Here is a 21371-nt window from a genome sequence, read left to right as displayed (position 1 = left end):
GATGGGTCGCCATGCTTGAGCATCGCCCATGAACTTAAAGAGGAAATACGAGACATTTATGAAAATAGTACAACCGTTAAGATGGGAATGAGAAAATTAACAAAATGGTTGATTTCTGCCCGAGTTATTTTTGGTAAAACTGCTGAAACAATTGAACGTCATCTCCCGGAAATTTGTCACTACTTTATTAATCGAACAACCAGTGGAGTGATGGAAGGATTAAATAACAAGATAAAATTAATTCTCCGTCAAAGTTATGGCTTCAAAAATTTTGACTTAATGCGGGAAAAGCTATTGGCTTGCCTGTTTTAATAAGCCTTGCTTATCACCATAAGTACGGAAGAGCCAAAACAGTTGGTTTTCCGAGAAGCTGGTGACAAGATTTGAACTTGCGACCGGCTGATTACAAATCAGCTGCTCTACCACTGAGCTACACCAGCAACATCTTTTACTATAGCAAACGTTGTTAAATTTGATCAACTCCTTTTTAAGATTTTCCGATTAGAGGGTTTCCAGATAACTCAACAGATCCGCCATTTCCTGCACGTTGGGTTGAAATTTAGGCATCGGTGGGGTATTACCCCCAATCACTTGTTGAATAATCTTGACTTCAGATTTCCGTTGAGAAACATCCTGCAAACTAGGCCCAACCTGGCTGCTGGCTTGCCAAGCATGACACCCCGCACAGTTATAGAGAAAAATATCCTGACCGCGAATCGGGTCGCCTTTGAGGGCGAGAACGCTGTCCACATAAGGATCGGAAACCTGTAACTTAGGAAGGACAAAAATCCAACCCAGGATAAAAACTATCAACACGAGGCTGACGAGGGTGGCCCGTTTGATCAGGACTTCAATTTCTGTAATGGCAAGCTGGTTATCCAAGGTGTCTCTAATAATTTGAGATTGATCTACAAAAATCTTTACACTTTAACTAGCTTATAGCGTTGTCCGGTCAAGAGCAAGAGTACCCAACAGTGATCCGTCAACGGTTAACGGTATCATAGGGGTTATTGTTCAAGTTAACAGCGAAGGAGTTATCTCGTGGTAGAACCATTACTATCAGGAATCGTTTTGGGTTTAATTGTTGTCACCTTGTTAGGATTATTTTTCGCGGCGTATCAACAATATCGTCGGGGAAACCAACTTAACATCGACTAAATCTCCTGAATTTCCACTCACCGGGGTTGAATTCCCCAAGCTTAACCCCGGTACAATTACTGCTTAAATCCGATGAATCAGCTAGGAATAGATCTGATATCAGCAGGAACAATGCTTTTGATCGTGGCAATTGTCATCCTCCTGATTCTTTATTTTCGGGGAGTGTTTCGAGAAAAACATCACTATCAAGTTAGAAACCTCCCCCCCCCAACGGTCGATAACTTTGCCTTTACCGTTGCTTGTTTATCCGATTCCTATATCACCGCCGGACAAGTCGCAGGCTTTTGGATCGAAGCGGATCAAATTTATGCGGCACGATTAGAAGCGATTCGCAAAGCTCAGAAGGTGATTCAGTTTGAAACTTATATGATGACACCCGGACGACGGGCTGATGAGTTTGCTGCTGCATTGGCTGAACGCGCCCAAGCCGGGGTCAGAGTGCAACTGATAGCAGATAATTATGGCAGTCAATCCATGCCTTCTGGCTATTGGCAACGGTTGCAAGATGCTGGGGTGGAAATCGAATTCTTTAATGAATTCAGTTGGAGAGATTTGACCCATCATCTCAAACGAAATCATCGCAAGTTATTATTAATCGATCAACATCTAGTCATGATTGGAGGGGCTGGAATTTCAGATGAGTGGGATGGCTTGCAGACTCACGGTTCTTCCAGTCCTTGGTTTGATTATGAAATTGCCTTTGAAGGCCCGCTAGCTACCCGTTTAAGGGGTATTTTTCTCCAACATTGGATGGATGCTGGAGGCATTGCAGATTTGGCTTTAGATCCTCTGGTGTTGACATCTGAACATGAACCCCAAGTGATCATTACCCCAGGAGAAGATCCGAGTTATCGAGATTCGGAAATTCGGTCGCTTTATCAATCCTTAATTCAGAGTACACAATATCGGCTTTGGATTGCCAGTCCCTATTTTTTACCCGATCCGAGTTCTCGTAGAGTTTTATTTGAAGCCAAACGCAGAGGCGTGGATATTCGGATTTTAACAATGGGAAAAACCTGTGATAAACCGTTTGTTCATTATACATCCCGTGAATTGTACGGTTATTTATTGGACGGTGGTATTGAGGTTTATGAATATCAAAAAAGTATGATGCACGCCAAGGCGTGGTTAGTCGATGACCATTGGGTTAGTTTAGGTAGTGCTAATTTTGATCCCCGTAGTTTGTTCAAAAATGATGAGTTAAATATTTCGACTTCTGAACCGACGGTGATTCCAGAAATTGAAGCATTTTTTCAACAAGGTTTTGCGAATAGTTATTTTGTTAATCGTCAAGATTGGCAACGTCGCTCTTTTGTAGAACGCTTGATCGGACAATTTTGTTTATTATTTTTCTGGCAACTTTAATCAGTTATCAATTAACAATTATTGACCCCTCATAAACAACAGTACCCTGATTCGGTTTCCTCAGTGATTTCCTCTCCTGTGTTGGATGACGTAGAGTTGCACTAAGGCATCATGCTTAGTTGCATTGCTCCCTTAACCATAATTGGGGGAATTATAAGGACTAACGATGGGTACTGTTGTTTATATTCGATTTTGACTTCGACGAAACAGATTGTTTTGACGTTTAACAGCGTAGCCTACCTCCTAGTCAAGCCGAGGAACTTCCTCATTTAAAAAAGTTTTAATTCGGAGATGTAAACTTGTTAACCACGAAGTTACATTGCTCCCAGTTGATTCAACTGAGGAAATATCAGCAACCAAAGGAAGAGGTGCTGCGGAAGATGACAGACATTAGATGAAACAGTATTTTAACCTCCTAATTTCACTCAACTTCGATGCCCAATAAAACGTTTTTCTGACCTCCTTTAGATTAGATATTACCGTTTGAACATCGTTCGCTTATCTGTCAGGGAAGCTTTTCTTTGCTTCTATTAATACTCTAATAAGCCTCTCGGTTAATTGCAAGCAAAATCCATCAAAGTTAATGATTCCATTCACTAATACTCTCTCAAATGTAAACTTAAGTAACGTTAGATCCAGATTCAAATCACCATCTAATCCTGATACAGAAGCCATAGCCACTGCTAAAACCGTTAAGTTGACACTCTCGGCGCGTTTACGCGCCGAGATTCTTAATTCAGCGACTGACCTTGAAGCACTGTATCTCTTTCGAGCAATACTCAGACCTTTCAATCGTGAACAGTCACCAATTGACGAGCCTGGCTTACGGCAACCCCAGAGGGTCTATCTCCAAAAGCTTACTAGGATACGACCTAGAGTTGGGGCGTACCCCGACTTACCTTAATTGCTCAAACCCAATTATGCGTTTTCTGGTCATGAGAATGGGTTAATTCTCTAGCTCTGTTTGACAAGGTTTTCGCTACCGGTGTTGTTACTCTCAAGGTGTTTTCAGGTTCGAGGGTGCCGACTCAAAGCCGCTTCACAACCGCCCACCTTGGGGATTTCAACCCTCTGTATCTTAATCCAAAGAAATTCAACCGTTCCAATAAAGTCCGCGCCTGATCGTAACATTCAATGTTAAATCAGGTGACTTACTTGCGAAGCAGTTGCTTGATCGTACTCAAGAGTTCTTGGGGATGGAAGGGTTTCGAGATATAAGCATCAGCCCCTTGTTTAATCCCCCAGTAACGATCAAATTCCTCACTTTTACTCGAACACATAACGACAGGAACGTTCTGGGTTTTGGGATGCTTCTTAATATGACGGCAGAGATCATAGCCATTCATTTTAGGCATCACAATATCTAACACCACCAAATCCAGATGCTTGATATCTTCAATTTTTTTTAAGGCATCCTCGCCATTTTCTGCTGAGATCACCTCCACACCGCTTTTTCGCAACATCTCGGCGATCATCTCTCGGAGGGAGATGCTATCATCGACAATCATGACTGTAGTCATATCTTTTATACTTTCGGCTGTTGAAATTAAGTTTAACTTAAACTGTGTAGGCTACCCCAAGGTTAGGAATTGGCTGTTACCTCCAATCTACCCACTTTCGAGAGGTTCTGTGCATTTTTTTATAATTTGTGAGATTGATAATATCTATACTCCCATTTTATAGGTTTCCGTCGCTTAAAGGATGAGGCATTCTAGCTACCTGTTACCATTAAGCTTAGTAACTCAAGGATCTCTTATGATTTTAGCGGGTTGCTGTGCCGAAAACATCTTAAGTCTACAAGTTGGCTGTTTGGGGTCGGTGGCACCAGGTGAGCAACCGGGTAAAAAACGATAATCCGCAAAGAGAAATTGATCCTCAAGTGTAACAATAGTAAACTGTTGGTTTTTCTAAGTTGGGAGTTTTTCCAAATGGCGCGTTTAGCTTTATTGAGTGTATCTGACAAACGCGGACTAATTGAGTTTGCCAAAAGTCTCGTTGAAGAATTCGGATTTGATTTAATTAGTAGTGGCGGTACAGCAACGGCATTAAAACAAGCGGGACTTCCCGTTACAAAAGTCTCCGATTATACGGGATTTCCAGAAATTTTAGGAGGACGAGTAAAAACCCTCCATCCTCGCATTCATGGGGGGATTTTAGCGCGGCGAGATGTAGGTCAAGATGTCACTGAATTAGAAACCCATGAAATTCGTCCCATTGATTTAGTTGTGGTGAATCTTTATCCCTTTGAACAAACCATTGCTAAACCCGATGTTACCTTAGCAGAAGCCATTGAAAATATTGATATTGGTGGCCCGACTTTATTACGAGCATCCGCTAAAAATTATGCCCATTTAACGGTATTATGTAACCCGGAACAATATGGAAATTATTTAGAAGAATTTAGGACAAAAAATGGAGAAATTTCTTTTGAATTTCGTCAACATTGTGCTTTAAAAGCCTTTCAACATACAGGAGCTTATGATCGAGCGATCGCTGCTTATTTAGAACAACAAGAACTCAGTGAAGCGTCTGCGTTTCCCCAAAGTTTTGTGTTAGCTGGAACTCAAATTCAATCCTTACGGTATGGAGAAAATCCCCATCAAGCTGCGGCTTGGTATCAAACTGGAACTCAACCGACGGGTTGGGCATCGGGTCAAATTTTGCAAGGTAAACCATTAAGTTATAATAATTTAGTGGATTTAGAAGCAGCCAGACGAATTATTTGTGAGTTTCCTGATCAACCCGCCGCTGCAATTTTAAAACATACCAATCCCTGTGGAGTTGCTATTGCAGATACGTTAGTGACAGCCTATGAAAAAGCTTTTAATGCTGATTCTATCTCGGCATTTGGGGGCATTGTAGCGTTAAATAGGAACATTGATTCACAGACCGCAAAGGCATTAAGCAAAACCTTTTTAGAATGTATTGTTGCTCCGGGTTGTGATGAAGAAGCGGCTCAAATTCTTAAGAAAAAATCAAACCTGCGAGTTTTAATTTTACCCGATGCCACTCAAGGGCCAACGGAAATTATTAAACCGATTGCGGGAGGATTTTTAGTTCAAAGTTGTGATGATGTCGTGGAACAATCAACCGACTGGAAAGTCGTAACAGAAAAGCAACCTAGCCTTGAACAATTAGCAGAATTAATGTTTGCTTGGAAAGTGGTTAAGCACGTTAAATCCAATGCGATTGTTATTACTAAAAATCAAACAACTTTGGGAGTTGGAGCTGGACAAATGAACCGCGTAGGCTCCGTTGAAATTGCGCTTAAACAAGCGGGAGAAAATGCTCAGGGAGCCGTTTTAGGAAGTGATGCTTTTTTCCCTTTTGATGATTCTGTTCGCACCGCAGCCGCAGCCGGAATTACCGCAATCGTACAACCCGGTGGTAGTCTGCGAGATCAAGATTCAATTAATGCGGCAAACGAATTAGGATTAGTGATGGTGTTCACAGGAATTCGTCATTTTGTTCATTAAGCCAGAATCACCTTGAAATTAATTTCAGGTTTAAGGGCGAGGTTCCCTCGCCCCTACAGGAGATTTTATATTAAGTGTTTTTGAAAAATGATTGACATTAGGCATCAATTATAGTTTCAATGTTAAACCTTGATTTATTAATAACAATAAAATGAAATTTTCATCCGTTGGGATTGCATTAGGAAGTAATTTAGGAAATTCTCAAAAAAATGTTGAAACCGCATTAGAGATTCTCAATCATCATCCTAATATTCACGTAAAATCCTGTTCAAGTTGGTATCAAACCGCCCCTATTGGGCCACCCCAACCGGATTATATTAATGGTTGTGCTATTCTGGATGTTCAACTCAAACCGGATCATCTCTTAGAAACCTTGTTAGCTATTGAAAATCAACTCGGACGCATCCGTCGGGAACGTTGGGGGCCAAGAACCCTTGACCTAGATTTACTTTTGTTTGATGATTTAATCTGGGAAACCCCTGTGTTAGAAATTCCCCATCCTCGCATGAGAGAACGAGCATTTGTCTTAGTTCCCCTAGCGGAAATAGCACCGAATTGGGTTGATCCAGTCACCGGAAAAACCATTATTCAACTGTTAGAAACTGTTGATTGTTCGGATGTTAAAAAACTTTAATTTTTTCCATTGTATACCGACTTCTAAATTATGACAAAACCCGGATCTGAACCCCCAACTCTTTTAGAAAATCGTCTATTTTACCGAGGACGAAAATTCAATTTTGATGTGAATTGTTTACGCCTTCCCAATGGAGTAGAAGGAAACTGGGAATGTATTCGTCATCCGGGTGGATCGTTGGTTATTCCTGTCACACCGGAAGGAAAATTAGTCTTAGTTAAACAATATCGATTTGCGGTTGAAGGACGTACTTTAGAATTCCCCGCAGGAACCGTTGAAGCGGATGAAGATCCGGCGGAAACTGTTAAACGAGAAATCGAAGAAGAAACCGGATATCGTGCCCATCGCTGGCAAAAATTAGGACAATTTATATTAGCACCGGGTTATTCCGATGAAATTATTTATGTGTTTTTAGCCCAAGATTTAGAGAAGTTAGAAACGCCCCCAGAACAGGATGATGATGAAGATATTGAGACGGTGTTAATGACACCTGAAGAACTAGAAAAAGCGATCTTAGACGGTGAACCCGTCGATGCTAAAACCATTTCGAGTTTTCTCTTAGCTAAACCCCATCTCAAAATTTAATCTTGAATCTGAATAATACAGATAGATTTCGGTTAAAATAGAATCAGTTTCTATACCGAAATCTAATTCTATGTCTGAAGATTTAATTTTATTTTGGCATCGGCGAGATCTAAGAATACAGGATAATTTAGGCTTAATAAAAGCTTGTCAATCCAGTTCTAAAGTCATTGGTTTATTCTGTTTAGATCCTAACCTTTTAAAGCGAGATGATGTTGCTCCAGTTCGCGTGAGTTACATGATCGGTTGTCTGGAATTTCTCCAAGAAGAATATAAAAAATTAGGCAGTCAATTATTGATTTTACAAGGAGAACCTCAAGAAATTATTCCAAAATTAGCCAGGGAATTAAAGGCTAAAGCGGTTTATTTTAATTTAGATATTGAACCCTTTGCAAAAAAACGCGATCGCAGTGTTTCAGAAGCTTTACAGTCTATTGGAATTAGAACCGAAACAACTTGGGATCAGTTACTTCATACTCCTGATCAAATATTAACTCAATCCCAAGAACCTTATAAAGTTTATACGCCTTTTTGGCGAAATTGGAGCCTAAAACCTAAAGTTAAACCTCAACCTCTATTCTCTAAATCGTTAATAGGTTTAACGGAAACTGAACAAGAATTAGTCAGAAATATTGGGGTAATTCCCCTGCCTTCGGCTCAAGAATTAGGTTTTATTTGGGATAACTTTTTAATTTTAAAACCGGGAGAAATTGCTGCCCAAGAACGATTAGAGGAATTTTGCGATCGCGCTCTTTATGAATATGATCAACAGCGAAATTTTCCGGCCATTGATGGAACTTCTCAACTGAGTGCTGCGTTAAAATTTGGGGTAATTAGTATTAGAAAAGTTTGGCAAAAAACGATAGAAGCGATGGAAAATTGTCGCAGTGATGAAACCCGAAATCAAATTCAATCTTGGCAACAGGAACTCGCCTGGAGAGAATTTTATCAACACGCTTTATATCATTTTCCCGAATTAGAATTAGGTGCCTATCGAGAACCTTTTAAAAGCTTTCCTTGGCAGAATAATGAACAGTATTTTCAAGCTTGGTGTGAGGGAAAAACGGGATATCCCATTGTTGATGCTGCGATGCGACAACTTCAGGAAATTGGCTGGATGCACAACCGTTGTCGGATGATCGTTGCTAGTTTTTTAACCAAAGATTTAATTATTAATTGGCAATGGGGAGAAAAATATTTTATGCAAACCTTAATTGATGGGGATTTAGCCTCTAATAATGGCGGATGGCAATGGAGTGCTTCCAGTGGAATGGATCCAAAACCATTAAGGATTTTTAACCCGGCTAGTCAAGCGCAAAAATTCGATCCTGAAGCGGAATATATTCGTCAATGGTTACCTGAATTAAGGTCTTTAGAAACTGAACAATTAGTGACTGGAAAAATATCATCCCGCGATCGCAAATCCTGCGGTTATCCCCAACCCATTGTTGATCATAATCAACAGCAACGTTTGTTTAAACAACTGTATCAAGAGCAAAAGATTTAACGTTATCAGAAACCGAGGGCTCAGAAACCGGGTTTTTCTCCTAACCTTTTGATTTCCAATCAGGGTTTGTGTAAAAACCCGGTTTCTCATTCTAGCTAGGGACTCAGAAACCGGGTTTTTTCTAACTTTTTGATTTTTAATCAAGCTGTCTACAAAAACCCAGTTTCTCACTCTGCTTTAATAATCTCATCATCCGTTGAAAAATCAACATCTACTTGGTCGAGTTTTCGGGCTAAATAATCATTATGAAACGAATCTTTTAAACCAGAAATTAAATCAAATTCAGGTTTCCATTTTAAATCTTGCATGGCTTTATGAACATCCGCAAAAAAGTGTTGAACTCGCATGGGGAACGCTTTACGTTTGCCAAAATCAAACTGTTTAGGATCGTAATGAATTAGTTGTAGAGAATCTAAAGATTTACCCGCAGCAATAGCGCAAGCTTTCGCTAAACCATCAAAGGTAACATAACGTTCTCCAGAAACATTATACACTTGACCAATGGCTTTTTCATTGCCTAAAACCGCCGCCATTGCTGTTGCTAAATCTTTTACATGACCTAACTGGGTAATATGAAATCCATTCCCAGGAATTGGAATAGGACGATCTTTAACAATGCGATCAAAAAACCAAGATTCTAACGGATTATAATTTAATGGCCCATAAATATAGGTAGGACGAATTGATGTCCAAGGTAAATTTTGAGCTTGTAAATAACTCTCGGTTTCGGATTTCCCTAAATGACGACTTTTCGGATCAGTAGCATCCCCTTCAATATGAGGCATTTGATCAGATTTTAAATAAACCCCAGCCGAACTCATATACACAAAATGTTTGACCCGATCTTTGAATAAATCTGCTAAAGGTTTGGTATCACTGAGTTCTCGTCCATTATTATCAAAAATAGCATCAAATTCTTCATGAGCTAATTTGTCTTGAATTTGGGCTGCATCGGTGCGATCGCCATGAATTTGTTGAATTCCTTCAACGGGTGCAGGTTTTTTTCCGCGATTAAATAAAACCACATCATGCCCTTGTTCAACTAAAAGTTTTGTTAAATAAACCCCAATAAATCGGGTTCCGCCCATGATTAAAATTCGCATTTTTATCCCCTAAAACAATTTAATTTTCACATCTTGCCCCAACAGGAAATTCTCATCCTGATGGATTTCTATTTAATATTCATATCGAATAAAGGTACAGCCGTCAACTGATTGAAGAAGATTCAGTCTGTAAGCCACCCCTGAAAATGAAGTTAATGAGCAATCACACTTTAGGAAAATTGGCAGGATGGGGGGTATCTATCTGTGCTGGAATTGTAGATTTAGAGGAAAAAAAGATGCGATAAATCACACCGGGTAATATTGATAAAAAAATTATTAATATTACCAATGTTCCCATATAATATAAACGTTTCATATTAACATTTTGGAAAATAATGATTCAGTGAACTTGGCTATAGTATGCCTAAAATCCTATCTTGTTCCCTCACTCTTCTGACTTAATTCTTTAGATAGAGTTTAGGTATTTTAAACTGATGTTCAATATCAACAGTCAGTTATTCCCCAAACTCTACTGTTTTTTAAAAAGCGATTAATAGATATAAATTCCTCCTGTATCTTGGATATTAATCGCATTATCTCCGGCAACAACAGCAGCCGTTTTTACAGTGACATAAACTGTATTATCCTGCACATAAATCCGATTATCAATAGGGTGTTGCTACAATATTAATCCTCTCTACCTGTTAAGAAGGCATCCCTTCTGACGGTAGGGATTTAATTTGTAAAAACATCATTCCCACCCCTAATAAGCCTATCGTTAATCCCGCTAAAAATGAACGTAAAATTCCACTTCCAACCGACCAAGGAACAATAAAAATAATCCCGGCTGCTAAAATTAAACTCATCCACCAACAGCTACTAATTAAGATAAGCTTTAAAACGGAAATTTCAGGTTGAATTTTTTTAGCAACAAGACTCATCAAACAACCACCAATCAACCCAGTAATGGTAAAATTAATCAATTGACGAATTGAACCCAAGGTAAAAGATGCTAAATGAAACTGATTAAAGGCAATATCATATTCATTAATATAAGCACTCAATTGTGTTCCAATTGCTAAAGCGATCGCCCACATTAAAGCAATAACAAAAACCCGAATTCTACTTAAAGACCGAACAACTTTTTTTAACCCCCATCCCACACTTAACCCGCCCATAAATCCACAAGCTGCACCTACAATTATCCGTTCTTGCAGCAATTCTGAGGTGAATAAATCTCCGGTGGGAACATTTCGGGCGATATCCCATAAATTGAGTAAAAGTCCCACTGACCAAAATAAACTAATAATTAAAAGGTTAAGTATCATTTCAATAAAAATTCAAAGGTTTAAAGTTTATAGCAGTTTCGTAAATCGGGTATTTAACGAGGTAGAAAAAAATCCAGTGAATTTTATTTTATTTCTGTTCCCTCTTCCTGAATTCTTTGATATTGATAGGAACGATTTTCAGCCCCCCAAACTTGTTTTCCCTTGGCATCAAAGCCTCGATCTTGAGTTTCCATGCTTTGTTGATCTAATTTAATTGTATTTGTAATTTTAACCGCCCCCCTAAAATTAGTTGGACAACCTCCTGGTTGAGTTTCACCAATATATTCAGTTCCCATCGGTTTCAAAAATACACGACAATTGGCATTCTGTATTTCTTGAGAACTAATCACCCGTTCTGATAGAGGTTTCTGACACAAACCAATCCAATTTTTAGGATTAATAAGTTTAAAACTAACGGACTCAATCCTATTTCTATCCGCACTCGGTTTAATTTCTAAAACCCTCTGACGATAGGGTTGCGATAAATTACGAGTTAACGCTTGTTCTTGATAGAGAAAAACGCCTTCAGATGGTTTAACAGAACCTGGTGTAGAATTTAACTGAACCTCACAAGTCGTCATCCGAACACTCGGCGCATCAGGAATGGCTTTAGCTTGTGCTGAAGTTTCCATAACCCCCGTCAAATAAGATACCACTTTCTGAGCATGACCTTGCATTGGATCAGGTGGAGTCACACACCCCCCCAAAATAACAGCAACCCCTAAAATAGAAACAGGAGATAATTTAATCATGAGAACATCCAAACTATAGCCAGTCCTTTAGGGCTTTAAAACATTGTAGATCCACTTTTTAATTTAACCTTGTAAATTATTATTATGCCAACTTACACCGGAATTTCTAGCGAAGCCTTTCGTCATCCCCTGGATAAAGAAGCAGAAGTTGCTCTCCGTAGCGTTCCAGGTTTTGATTTAATTGCCAGTAAATTTGTAGAATTCGTTTATGAACGCCCTCAATATGTTTACTTGATGGGAAATGCGATACAAGTTGGGCCGAGACAATATGCGAGTATTTATCATCTATTTCGAGAATGTGTTCGAGATTTAGATATTTTTCCTGAACCTGGTTTATTTGTCTCTCAAAACCCTCAAGTTAATAGTTATGCTTTGGGACAAGAACACCCTTATATTATTCTGAATACAGGTCTTTTAGACTTAGTAGATGAAGCAGAATTACGGGCAGTTTTAGCCCATGAATTAGGGCATATTAAATGCGGTCATCCGATTTTAAATCAGATGGCAATTTGGGCGATGGGTGTAGCTTCTATGATTGGAGAAGTAACATTTGGTTTAGGAAATATCGTTAGTAGCGGTTTAATTTATGCCTTTTATGAATGGCGAAGAAAAGCTGAATTATCCGCAGATAGAGCCGCATTATTAGTAACAGATGATCTCAAATGCGTGATGAAATCCATGATGGAATTAGCGGGAGTCAGTACAAAATATGCCCATGAATGTAGTTTAGATGAATTTATTCGTCAATCAGAACAATATCGAGATTTAGATCAAGATGGTTTAAATCAAGTGTATAAATTTTTATTGTATAATGGCGGTCAAGGCATGATGTTAAGTCATCCTTTTCCTGTTGAACGCATTCAGTATTTACAACACTGGGCTAATTCTGCGGAATATCAGAAAATTCGTTCCGGTCAATATCAACGAGCAACCGCCGAAGGTTCTGTTAATGTTAAAGCCGAAAAAGCTAAAGATGAAGTCGATGATTTACGCCGCCAAATTGAGGAGTTACAAAACCAAATTAATCGGATGAAATCTAAATAATATTGTCAATAAACCGGGTTTATGAGTAAGAAACCCCCAAATTTTAAGAAACCGGGTTTCTGTATTAATCTAGCTTTAATATCATTAACTCTGGGGTAGAAACCCGGTTTCTGGGCACAGCAAAGAACGTTATGACAAAATAGAAGTAATGAATATCAGTATTTAGTGGAGTTTGCTGATAGTCAAGGGATTGAATATGCTATGGCTATTTTAAAAGCAGATGAAATTTTAGTTCTGCAATATGAACTCGCAGTTGCTTAGAAATACAAGAGGAATAGAAGTTAGAGACAAGCGATCGCCCCTTAAAAGAGTTTCAGTGCTACACTAGAATTACAGTATTGTCTGGTGGCAATTGTGTCATACCCTACTTGCAGGAGGAAAATACATGGTAACTACGCTCGAAATTGACAAAACTCTTCTTCAAGAAGCTCTTGATTTAAGTAACCATTCAACACCTACTACATTAATTGAAGCAGCTTTACGCGAGTATATTCAACGTCGTAAACAACTAAAAATATTGGAATTGTTTGGTACTATTGACTACGATGAAGATTATAACTACAAGCAACAGCGACAAACAACATGAATGTTCTTGTTGATAGTTCCGTTTGGTCGCTGGCATTGCGGCGCAACACAACAAATGATGCGATCGTGATCGTTAATGTTCTGCGCGATTTGATTGCAGATGGACGAGTTGTTTTACTAGGGGCTATTCGTCAGGAGGTGCTTTCTGGGGTGCGCTATAAGGAACAGTTTGTTCGCTTGCAAGAGTATCTTCGAGCTTTTCCTGATTTAGAGCTCACAACTGAAGATTATGAGTTAGCCGCAGAGTTTTTCAATACCTGTCGCACTAAAGGCGTTCAGGGTTCAAATACTGATTATCTGCTATGTGCCGTTGCTCATCGTCGCGGCTACAGCATTTTCACTACTGATAAAGATTTTGAGAATTTCCGATCGCACATTCCTATCGTATTGCTATGAGACAGTTAAATATCATTCTTAATTAAATCAAATGTAGAGCAACCACTGCTAGTCACCTGCCCAATAATTTTCTTTTCTGAAGTAAAGACATTCCCTTATTTTAGTTCTAAAATATGAACTTGCAGTTGCTTATAAATATAAGAAAAGTATAAGTTAGAGCAAAAAAGATCGTCCTTTTGGCTGTTTAGACAAAAGGTGTGATCGCACTTTGGGAAAAAAATGCGATCGCATCTTCTAAATAAAAACTGATCGCCCCTAATAAAAAAGGAGCGATACCAATAGCGGCTGGTCTAACCTAGTATTAGATAAGGGGTAGCACCAAGAACTTCTGCACAATAATTCCAGTCCCAGAAATTATCATTACCATTGCCATTTTCATTTTGACCATTTTGAGTGTTTACAGCACCACGAGTGCTTGGGTTGATAGTGTTGCTAGGGTTAGTATAGTTATAATTTTTCTTGTAGTTATCACCGGAAATATTCTGCGCTCGTCCATAGGGATCATCTACAATAATTCCACCCCGATTCCAGTCGATATCAAGAACTTGGTTCTCCCGTACCGATGGTGATAAGTAAATCTTATAAATAAAGACAAGCTAGTAGCTTTTCACGCATCATCTCAAAATTTTTGAAGCCATAGCTTTGACAAAGAATTAATTTGATCCGGTTGTTTAATCCCTCCATGACTCCACTGGTTGTTCGATTAATAAAATAATGGCAAATATCGGGAAGATGGTGTTTAAGAGTTTGGGCAGTTTTTCCAAAAAGAATAAGAGCCGAATTGAGCCATTTCTTTAATCTTCTCATTCCCATAAGAACCGTTGTACTGCTTTCATAAATATCTCGGAGTTCCTCTTTTAATTCATAAGCGATACTCAAACAGGGGGAGGTCTTTAACAACAGTTTCAGATCACTTCTCTCTTCGGGGGTTAAATCGACATAATTTTTGAGCAGTAAGCACCGATTTTTTAAGCCTTTTAGTTCTAATTTAAGTCGAAGTTGATTCAGGGAACTGTTGACTAACTTGATCACATGAAATCGGTCAATGACAATTAAAGCATTAGGAAAAACTTCCCGAATCACTTTTTTAAATCCTCCCCACATATCCACAGAAACCTCTTTGACATTGGCTCTCATTGATTCAGGTTGCTGCTTTAACACTTCGATAATCTCTGAACTTTTATGAGAATCAATGACTTCTAATAACGAACTATTTGATAGATCACTGACTACAGTAACAAAGTTTCTTTTTCCTTTTTGACGGCTGAATTCATCTAAGCTTAATTTTTCCGGTTCTCCCCAGCTTTTTTTTTTCTGAAGGGCGATTCTTTGAAAGATACTTCCCACTTGATGAGGGCTTAATTGTTCGTTCTGGCTGACTTGCTCTACAGTTAATTCTTTAACTCTTTCATAGATATATTCTTCATAACGAATGGTGTAATTCCGCCTTTTCTCTACAAATTCTAAGGGTTCTGTTGGATATTTTTTACATCCAGCACAATAAAATTGGCGACGGGGTAGATGCAGATAAACTCCCTGCCCACAAATGGATAGATCTCGGATTAACATCGAGCGAGTTTGATGAATATGATCGGTATAACTTTGACAATGTGGACAAGTAATCCCCTCGTTTAATAACTCTAACTTAAGAACAATAAAACCTTCTTGTTCTTGACAAGTGAACACCGTAATATTCGGGAGGTTAAGCAAACGCTCTAATTGAAAGTCCATATTTAGTCGGAGTGTAAAACGTAGCTGAAGCTACATTTTACACTATTTATTGAGGAGAGCCTATTCAACTGTCTCTTTTTGACTGGGCTAGATACGAGAATCCCACCCTAAGCGCGTAGCGTAGGGGTGGGAGTGTCAATTGAGTTGAGTCACCTTTCAAGCAACGGAATATTACTCTGGTTGAGATGGGCGAATGGTTAATAGATCTCTTAAAATTGCCAACAACCCTTGATTCTAGGGTTCCTTTTTGGCACAATAGAGCATCCAGTTGAGCAGAGATAATGAACCAACCTTCATCTATCCTCTCCTCTGTAACTTCTGCCTTTATGCAGTAACACCTAGTTCCCTAATGACTCCCCGCGAAAAAGCTCTTTTTTTCTTCCAATTGGCAACATTATTGAATTCCGGCTTAACGGTACAGCAGAGCTTAACTTTGGTGGGGAAAGAAAGCTATCCTCAATTAAGCCGTTATCTCAATAAAATGATAGCAGCCACAGGGAGAGGGGCTGATTTAGCCTCCGCCTTAGCCCTAGCATCCCGATATTTTGACCGTTGGACAATTGGTTTGATCCAAATGGGAGAATCCCTGGGGATGTTACCGGAAGTTTGCTATCGGATTGCTGAGATCGAAGAACAACAAGCTCGTCATCAAAAACTGTATCAATCTGTTACTATTGCTGCCATTACTACCGCCATCAGTCTAACTCTGTTGGTACTTACCTTATGTTATTTATTAGGTTTATCGGGTCAGGGGTGGTTTCTCGTTGTGGGGATTTTAGCAATCATGGGATTAGCAATTCCTAAAGTTCTGCCTCGTTTACCTTGGGTCAGAAAAATTTCGACTGCTCGCATGATGTTGTATTTGGGAGAATTAAGATTACCCCTGAGTTGCGGGATGTCCTTATTAGCCGGATTAGAATTAATTCGCTCTCATATTCCAAAATCCGAAATGAAAGCCACTATTACGATTGCATTAGGTCAAATTCCTGCGGAAAAAACTTTAAGCCAAAGTTTAGAGGGTCGTTTACCTGCGGTGGCTTTGCAAATGCTCCGCACCGGAGAAGCAACGGGACGATTAGATTTAGCCTTACAAAAACTGACTAATTATTATGAAGAGGAACTTGAAGAAACCCTACGTCGTCTACAAGCTATTCTGGTTCCTGCAACAATTATTATTGCGGGTACAATTGTCTTGCTCTTAGCACTACAATCCCTAAAATCCCTATTAATTCTCTTACCCAAGTAATACTGGCTCGACTGGGTAGATTTTATCCCTATTCCCTATTCCTTATTCCCTATTTCGATAAAAAATTGGACTTTACTCTTGTGAAACTGAGCAACACCATTTAAGCTGTTAAGTCAAAACACACTGATTTTTTGGCAATTATCAGTTGATAATGAAAATACCCAAACCTCAACGACTAAGACCAAGATGGATTTTTGGGGCAATGGCTGGGGTATTGTTCAGCAACGCTGCTGTTATGATTCCTCAAGCCAAAGCGCATCATCCCAACGCTTGCGCCCCATCCATGGAATATATGAGAGTCCCTTCACCGATTCTCGATTTTCCCAACCCGGATCGCACGGTATTCTGTGGAGAAGATCGTGTCATTTTGACCTATGGCCCGTTCCAAGTCCCTATCTTAATCAGTGAATTAAAAGCTTTTGCTGAAACTGGGACGATGACCAAAACGATTAGTCAAATCGTTAAGGCATCTAAAATCGAGCCCGATACCCTTCGAGGTCTCATGACCTTAGAAGTCGGCTTTGATTTAGTTCCCTTCGTTTGCATTATCACCTCCCCAGAAGGTGAAGAATTAACTGATGCTGTGGGGACAACGATTAGACTGCATCGTGGAAAGCCTGGAATCTCGAATAGCACTGCTGCTATGAACGGAACAGCAGTCCGTGCAGCCTTGATCAATGCCTTGAGTGCAGACGGGAAACTATCCTTCTTGGATATTCTGGATAACTATCCCACCCCTGGAGCATACGTTGATATCGGTAATATTCCTGAGACGGTGGATACAGTTAAGAGTCTAGCAGGGAATCTGGATTCTCTGTTTAAGAAAGCGTCTCAATATGGAAAAGCTGGGTGTTCACTGCAAGAAGTGGATTTACCTGAAGTATCCGCGCCTGCACCACCCCCCCCAGCACCACCATTACCCCCACCACCGCCACTAGCACCGCCACCCCCAGCACCACCCGTGCGAGGTCTGTGGTAAAGGCGTTATTATGAACTAACGCTTTTCTGTGGCTGATGCCATCTCTTCTCGTGAAGGGGTGGCATCATTTTGGAGTAGGACATCAGGTTAAGCACTGTACTTAATTAACGATGTTTCGTCGTATGCTCGTCTTGAGTATCAGTTGCATCGGCTCCTTCGAGATATTGACTATCGATTAAGAATGCTCCTTTTGAGAATAAAATCCCCCAATAGCCACCCGGTCGTCTATCAATGACCACTCCAACTTCACCCAGTTTAATAACGCTGGATGGGCGTAAAATTGGCATAGGCTCGGCTGTTTTCACATAGGGAGGAATGGCAATTACTTTCACTTTTTGATGGATTTCAAACTCTTTTTCCATGGACAAACCTAGAAATCATCTTCACTTCGTAAGATATCATGGGGCTTAATCCCCTAATTGTCGGGATTTTGTCGGCAAAATTAAAAACAAGCACGTTAAACTTGAGGCAGTGAAAGAATAAGACTATTTGAGGGGGTAGTAATTATGGCTACGGATCGTCGAGTGTCTCGTGTGGCTTCACTGATTAAACGAGAGGTCAGTCAGATTTTAATTGATGGGATTAAAGATGATCGGGTTGGCACTGGTATGGTTAGTATTACCGATGTCGATGTTTCAGGCGACCTACAACACGCCAAAATTTTTGTCAGTATCTACGGGACAGAAGAAGCCAGAAAAGAAACAATGGAAGGGTTAAAATCTGCTACGGGTTATGTTCGTTCTTATTTAGGTCAGCGTGTCCGTTTGCGTCGGACTCCCGAAGTGATTTTTATTGAAGATCGTTCTTTGGAAAGAGGCGACAAAATGTTAACGTTATTAAACGAACTAGCTCATAACCGCAAACCGGACGAAGAAGATTTGAGTAATTACGGGGAGGAAGAGTAGGAGGCAGGGGGAGCAGGGGGAAATACATTGATACTCCTGACTTTGTAATCTGTAACCGTCAACCGCCAGCCAATACTGATAACTAATAAATAATAACTAAGAAATCTCATTTATGACTCTTTCTTTAGCTGAACAAGTAGCCCAGATGGTCGTGGTTCGCGCCTCTGGTTTTTTGTTTGATCATCAAATTCGTTATCCTCTGTGGGAACCTCCAGTGCATCGATTGCAACATTGGTTACAGGATTTAGGCGTGGGGGGAGTCATTTTAGTGGATGGGAGTGCGATGGAGTTAGCGATTCGCACTCAGTTGCTGCAATCTTGGGCGAAATTTCCGTTATTGGTGGCGGCGGACGTAGAAGAGGGGGTGGGTCAGCGATTTGCTGGAGCGACTTGGCTTCCCCCGATGATGGCGATTGGAGCCTTAGCCAATCAATCTTTAGAACAGGCGGAATTATATGCGGAAAAAATCGGCGAGATTATCGCTCAAGAAGCCTTGATAGTGGGTTTAAATTGGATATTGGCTCCGGTGGTAGATGTTAATAATAATCCTAAAAATCCGGTGATTAATGTCCGTTCTTTTGGGGAAACGCCACAACGGGTGAGTCGATTAGCAACGGCTTTGATTCGAGGATGTCAACGTTATCCGGTGTTGACCGCAGCGAAACATTTTCCGGGTCATGGAGATACGGCGATTGATTCTCATATCGAATTACCTAGTATTCCTCACCCAGATGAACGGTTAACCGAAATCGAGTTACCCCCCTTTGTAGCCAGTATGAAATCCGGGGTGGATGCGGTGATGATGGCTCATTTGTTAATTCCGGCTTGGGATGCAGAACGTCCGGCTACCTTATCTCCGGCTATTGTTCAAGGTCAGTTGAGACAACGGTTAGGGTTTGAGGGGTTGGTGGTGACGGATGCCTTAGTGATGGGGGCGATCGCTAAACGATATTCTCAAGAAGAAGCCGCCATTTTAGCGGTTGAAGCGGGAGCAGATATTTTATTAATGCCGCTTGATCCCCAAGTAACGATTGAAGCGGTCTGTGGTGCGGTGGCTGAAGGTCGGATTCCCCGTGAACGAATTGAAGCGTCTGTAAACCGCATTTGGCAAGCTAAAGCTAAGGTGTTTCCGAACTGGCGATCGTCGGAACCTTATATTCCAACCCAGCGAGATCCGAAGATTGTCTTTGATTCTCTGTCTCAACGGATTTCTCAAGAAACGGTCACAACTATTTTACAACAGTCTCTGAAACAGGGGGGGAACCTACCGTTAGTCATCCCTCAGACTCCACAACCTTTGCAAAATTTGGTGATTGTGGATGATTTGCTCAATTGTGCAATTTTAGGCAACCATACCCCAGCGATAGCCCGTCCAACCCAGTTGGGTTATCAGTTACAACTGGTAGATTGTCATGCTGTAGTGTCTTCAGGTTCAGAAACCGATTCATTACTCCGTATTTCCTCTGATCCGACATTATTACAAGTTTTTATTCGTGCTAATGCGTTCCGTGATAGTTCGGGGTTAACCCAAATTGCTCAACATTGCTTAAATATTTTGTTAAGACAGAATCAGTTACAAGCCCTTGTAATTTACGGTAGTCCTTATACCCTGGAACAGTTTTTACCTCAAATTCCCTCCACAACTCCTTTTGTTTTCTCCTATGGTCAAACTCCGACGGCACAGGCGATTGCATTAAAAGTCCTCTGGGGAATTTAGCCAAAATTTAACAATGGCATTTCAGCGTCAATCCCAAGCTGGATGCAAAAAACCTTGATAAGCTTAATCCACGTCCTGGGGGAAGCAAGAGTGACTTTTTAAAATTTTATGAAAAAAGGCAAGGTATTTGTATTGGCTTATACTGAAAAAAAAACTTTCCTAAAACCAATTTTTCGATTATATTAAGAGTGATGCCAAAAACTTCTCCGGCAACGCCAAGAGGGCGAACTATGACTTACACCACTGTTCAATATTCATTAGATGTGATCAAAGACGAAGCCCGTCAACTGGTCATCAAGGGAATTGTGAGCCGTCAGCAACCCATCTATACACTTTGCCAATATATCCCGGCGCGGGAATGGGCTTGTGTGGAGTGTGAGTTGGAAGAATGCAATTTCTTGCTTCGAGATCGGATTGGCGACTTAATTGGCCATGAAACTTGGGATAACGACTAAACACCCAACTGATTTACCGGGTAAAAAAGAGTTGATCTTGGCAGTTTGGAGAAATCATTGATCGCAGCCTGAAATGGGGGAATAAGTAATCAAGTTAAATTTGAAATACGTGCGATTTGAATATTGATTTTATCATCCTGCTAAATTGTGTCAGAATTCGTTGTGCGATTTGATACAACTTATAAATTTCATAGGATAAGCCCGCCTCACACTTTTGAACCTCCTGTTTGTAGATTCTGATTCCCAGAATGGGGGTGTGTTGGCGGGACTTATCAGTACCGATACTTTTTTGCTAACATTTGCTAACAAACATATAAGTTAAGATGTTCTCTCAACCAAGGCGTATCAACCAATGCACGAAGGAAGATCCCTCGCGCACCATTTAGATCTCTGTCCATCTTTAATTGGGTGGATGTGGATTTTATTGTTTTTGCTCCACCCAAATTCTTGATAATTTCACCTGTCCAT

General features: G+C 40.2%; 23 protein-coding genes and 1 tRNA gene. 15 read left to right on the top strand and 9 right to left on the bottom strand.

All coding sequences use genetic code 11. From position 1 onward, the window contains the following. On the top strand, positions 1 to 312 hold a 312-nt coding region (locus ACKPEB_RS11600), incomplete at its 5' end, for a transposase (RefSeq protein ID WP_408965051.1). 56 nt (positions 313 to 368) lie between these two features. Here ACKPEB_RS11600 and ACKPEB_RS11595 read toward each other — a convergent pair. Together ACKPEB_RS11595 and ACKPEB_RS11590 are read right to left on the bottom strand one after the other, a co-directional pair. Then, positions 369 to 440 (bottom strand) — tRNA-Thr (locus ACKPEB_RS11595). 61 nt (positions 441 to 501) lie between these two features. Further along, positions 502 to 882: a c-type cytochrome gene (locus ACKPEB_RS11590; RefSeq protein ID WP_408965050.1), complete on the bottom strand. Its 381-nt coding sequence runs from the start codon at positions 880 to 882 to the stop codon at positions 502 to 504. A gap of 159 nt (positions 883 to 1041) precedes the next feature. Between ACKPEB_RS11590 and petG the strand changes: the two genes are divergently transcribed. Continuing rightward, a complete protein-coding gene (petG, locus tag ACKPEB_RS11585; RefSeq protein WP_190517959.1) occupies positions 1042 to 1158 on the top strand; it encodes a cytochrome b6-f complex subunit V in 117 nt (38 codons plus the stop codon). A gap of 123 nt (positions 1159 to 1281) precedes the next feature. Next, positions 1282 to 2523 carry a phospholipase D-like domain-containing protein gene (locus ACKPEB_RS11580; protein ID WP_408965049.1) on the top strand — a complete coding sequence of 414 codons (1242 nt, stop codon included), beginning with the start codon at positions 1282 to 1284 and terminating at the stop codon, positions 2521 to 2523. 498 nt (positions 2524 to 3021) lie between these two features. On the opposite strand, the gene ACKPEB_RS11575 is transcribed toward ACKPEB_RS11580, so the two are convergent. After that, a complete protein-coding gene (locus tag ACKPEB_RS11575; protein WP_408965048.1) occupies positions 3022 to 3204 on the bottom strand; it encodes a hypothetical protein in 183 nt (60 codons plus the stop codon). A gap of 470 nt (positions 3205 to 3674) precedes the next feature. Beyond that, positions 3675 to 4043 carry a response regulator transcription factor gene (locus ACKPEB_RS11570; RefSeq protein WP_408965047.1) on the bottom strand — a complete coding sequence of 123 codons (369 nt, stop codon included), beginning with the start codon at positions 4041 to 4043 and terminating at the stop codon, positions 3675 to 3677. A gap of 408 nt (positions 4044 to 4451) precedes the next feature. Between ACKPEB_RS11570 and purH the strand changes: the two genes are divergently transcribed. The 4 genes from purH to ACKPEB_RS11550 all read left to right on the top strand — a co-directional run bounded on the left by purH (position 4452) and on the right by ACKPEB_RS11550 (position 8722). After that, complete coding sequence (gene purH, locus ACKPEB_RS11565; protein WP_408965046.1) at positions 4452 to 5999, top strand: bifunctional phosphoribosylaminoimidazolecarboxamide formyltransferase/IMP cyclohydrolase; 1548 nt, start codon at positions 4452 to 4454, stop codon at positions 5997 to 5999. A gap of 151 nt (positions 6000 to 6150) precedes the next feature. Beyond that, complete coding sequence (gene folK / locus ACKPEB_RS11560; RefSeq protein WP_408965045.1) at positions 6151 to 6633, top strand: 2-amino-4-hydroxy-6-hydroxymethyldihydropteridine diphosphokinase; 483 nt, start codon at positions 6151 to 6153, stop codon at positions 6631 to 6633. Between the two features lie 30 nt (positions 6634 to 6663). Next, positions 6664 to 7218 (top strand): NUDIX hydrolase, encoded by a 555-nt coding sequence (locus ACKPEB_RS11555; RefSeq protein WP_408965044.1) that lies wholly within the window; start codon positions 6664 to 6666, stop codon positions 7216 to 7218. A gap of 70 nt (positions 7219 to 7288) precedes the next feature. Continuing rightward, positions 7289 to 8722, top strand: a complete 1434-nt coding sequence (locus tag ACKPEB_RS11550; protein WP_408965043.1) for an FAD-binding domain-containing protein — start codon at positions 7289 to 7291, stop codon at positions 8720 to 8722. A 167-nt stretch (positions 8723 to 8889) separates the two neighbouring features. Here the strand turns inward: ACKPEB_RS11550 and ACKPEB_RS11545 are convergent, their stop codons facing one another. The 3 genes from ACKPEB_RS11545 to ACKPEB_RS11535 all read right to left on the bottom strand — a co-directional run bounded on the left by ACKPEB_RS11545 (position 8890) and on the right by ACKPEB_RS11535 (position 11845). After that, positions 8890 to 9825 carry an NAD-dependent epimerase/dehydratase family protein gene (locus tag ACKPEB_RS11545; RefSeq protein ID WP_408965042.1) on the bottom strand — a complete coding sequence of 312 codons (936 nt, stop codon included), beginning with the start codon at positions 9823 to 9825 and terminating at the stop codon, positions 8890 to 8892. Positions 9826 to 10469: 644 nt separating this feature from the next. After that, complete coding sequence (locus ACKPEB_RS11540; protein WP_408965041.1) at positions 10470 to 11093, bottom strand: hypothetical protein; 624 nt, start codon at positions 11091 to 11093, stop codon at positions 10470 to 10472. 83 nt (positions 11094 to 11176) lie between these two features. After that, the gene (locus tag ACKPEB_RS11535) at positions 11177 to 11845 is read right to left on the bottom strand and encodes a chromophore lyase CpcT/CpeT (RefSeq protein ID WP_408965040.1); all 669 of its coding nucleotides are present in this window, start codon (positions 11843 to 11845) and stop codon (positions 11177 to 11179) included. Between the two features lie 84 nt (positions 11846 to 11929). Between ACKPEB_RS11535 and ACKPEB_RS11530 the strand changes: the two genes are divergently transcribed. From ACKPEB_RS11530 to ACKPEB_RS11520, 3 genes are all read left to right on the top strand, one after another. Then, entirely contained in the window at positions 11930 to 12889 is a 960-nt protein-coding gene (locus ACKPEB_RS11530) for a M48 family metallopeptidase (protein ID WP_408965039.1), read from the top strand. Positions 12890 to 13274: 385 nt separating this feature from the next. Further along, positions 13275 to 13475, top strand: a complete 201-nt coding sequence (locus ACKPEB_RS11525) for a type II toxin-antitoxin system VapB family antitoxin (RefSeq protein ID WP_027249130.1) — start codon at positions 13275 to 13277, stop codon at positions 13473 to 13475. Next, positions 13472 to 13870: a PIN domain-containing protein gene (locus ACKPEB_RS11520; protein ID WP_408965038.1), complete on the top strand. Its 399-nt coding sequence runs from the start codon at positions 13472 to 13474 to the stop codon at positions 13868 to 13870. Before ACKPEB_RS11525 ends, ACKPEB_RS11520 begins: the two co-directional genes overlap by 4 nt. Positions 13871 to 14449: 579 nt before the next feature. Here ACKPEB_RS11520 and ACKPEB_RS11515 read toward each other — a convergent pair. Next, positions 14450 to 15601 (bottom strand): ISL3 family transposase, encoded by a 1152-nt coding sequence (locus tag ACKPEB_RS11515; protein ID WP_408965037.1) that lies wholly within the window; start codon positions 15599 to 15601, stop codon positions 14450 to 14452. Positions 15602 to 15950: 349 nt separating this feature from the next. Here ACKPEB_RS11515 and ACKPEB_RS11510 point away from each other — a divergent pair, with 349 nt between their 5' ends. Both ACKPEB_RS11510 and ACKPEB_RS11505 read left to right on the top strand, forming a co-directional pair. Then, a complete protein-coding gene (locus ACKPEB_RS11510; RefSeq protein WP_408965036.1) occupies positions 15951 to 16847 on the top strand; it encodes a type II secretion system F family protein in 897 nt (298 codons plus the stop codon). A 151-nt stretch (positions 16848 to 16998) separates the two neighbouring features. Further along, positions 16999 to 17826 carry an alpha/beta hydrolase gene (locus tag ACKPEB_RS11505; RefSeq protein ID WP_408965035.1) on the top strand — a complete coding sequence of 276 codons (828 nt, stop codon included), beginning with the start codon at positions 16999 to 17001 and terminating at the stop codon, positions 17824 to 17826. Positions 17827 to 17930: 104 nt separating this feature from the next. Here ACKPEB_RS11505 and sipA read toward each other — a convergent pair whose 3' ends face one another. Further along, the gene (gene sipA / locus ACKPEB_RS11500) at positions 17931 to 18188 is read right to left on the bottom strand and encodes a regulatory protein SipA (RefSeq protein WP_408965052.1); all 258 of its coding nucleotides are present in this window, start codon (positions 18186 to 18188) and stop codon (positions 17931 to 17933) included. A gap of 144 nt (positions 18189 to 18332) precedes the next feature. On the opposite strand from sipA, the gene rbfA reads away from it, so the two are divergent. The 3 genes from rbfA to ACKPEB_RS11485 all read left to right on the top strand — a co-directional run bounded on the left by rbfA (position 18333) and on the right by ACKPEB_RS11485 (position 20903). Then, positions 18333 to 18731 carry a 30S ribosome-binding factor RbfA gene (rbfA, locus tag ACKPEB_RS11495; protein WP_408965034.1) on the top strand — a complete coding sequence of 133 codons (399 nt, stop codon included), beginning with the start codon at positions 18333 to 18335 and terminating at the stop codon, positions 18729 to 18731. Between the two features lie 112 nt (positions 18732 to 18843). Next, positions 18844 to 20448, top strand: a complete 1605-nt coding sequence (locus ACKPEB_RS11490; RefSeq protein ID WP_408965033.1) for a glycoside hydrolase family 3 N-terminal domain-containing protein — start codon at positions 18844 to 18846, stop codon at positions 20446 to 20448. Between the two features lie 230 nt (positions 20449 to 20678). Next, positions 20679 to 20903, top strand: a complete 225-nt coding sequence (locus tag ACKPEB_RS11485; protein WP_408965032.1) for a DUF4327 family protein — start codon at positions 20679 to 20681, stop codon at positions 20901 to 20903. Positions 20904 to 21371 lie beyond the last annotated feature (468 nt).

The organism is Planktothrix sp. (assembly GCF_046067725.1).
Lineage (GTDB): Bacteria > Cyanobacteriota > Cyanobacteriia > Cyanobacteriales > Microcoleaceae > Planktothrix.
This window is presented reverse-complemented; position numbering and strand designations above follow the sequence as displayed.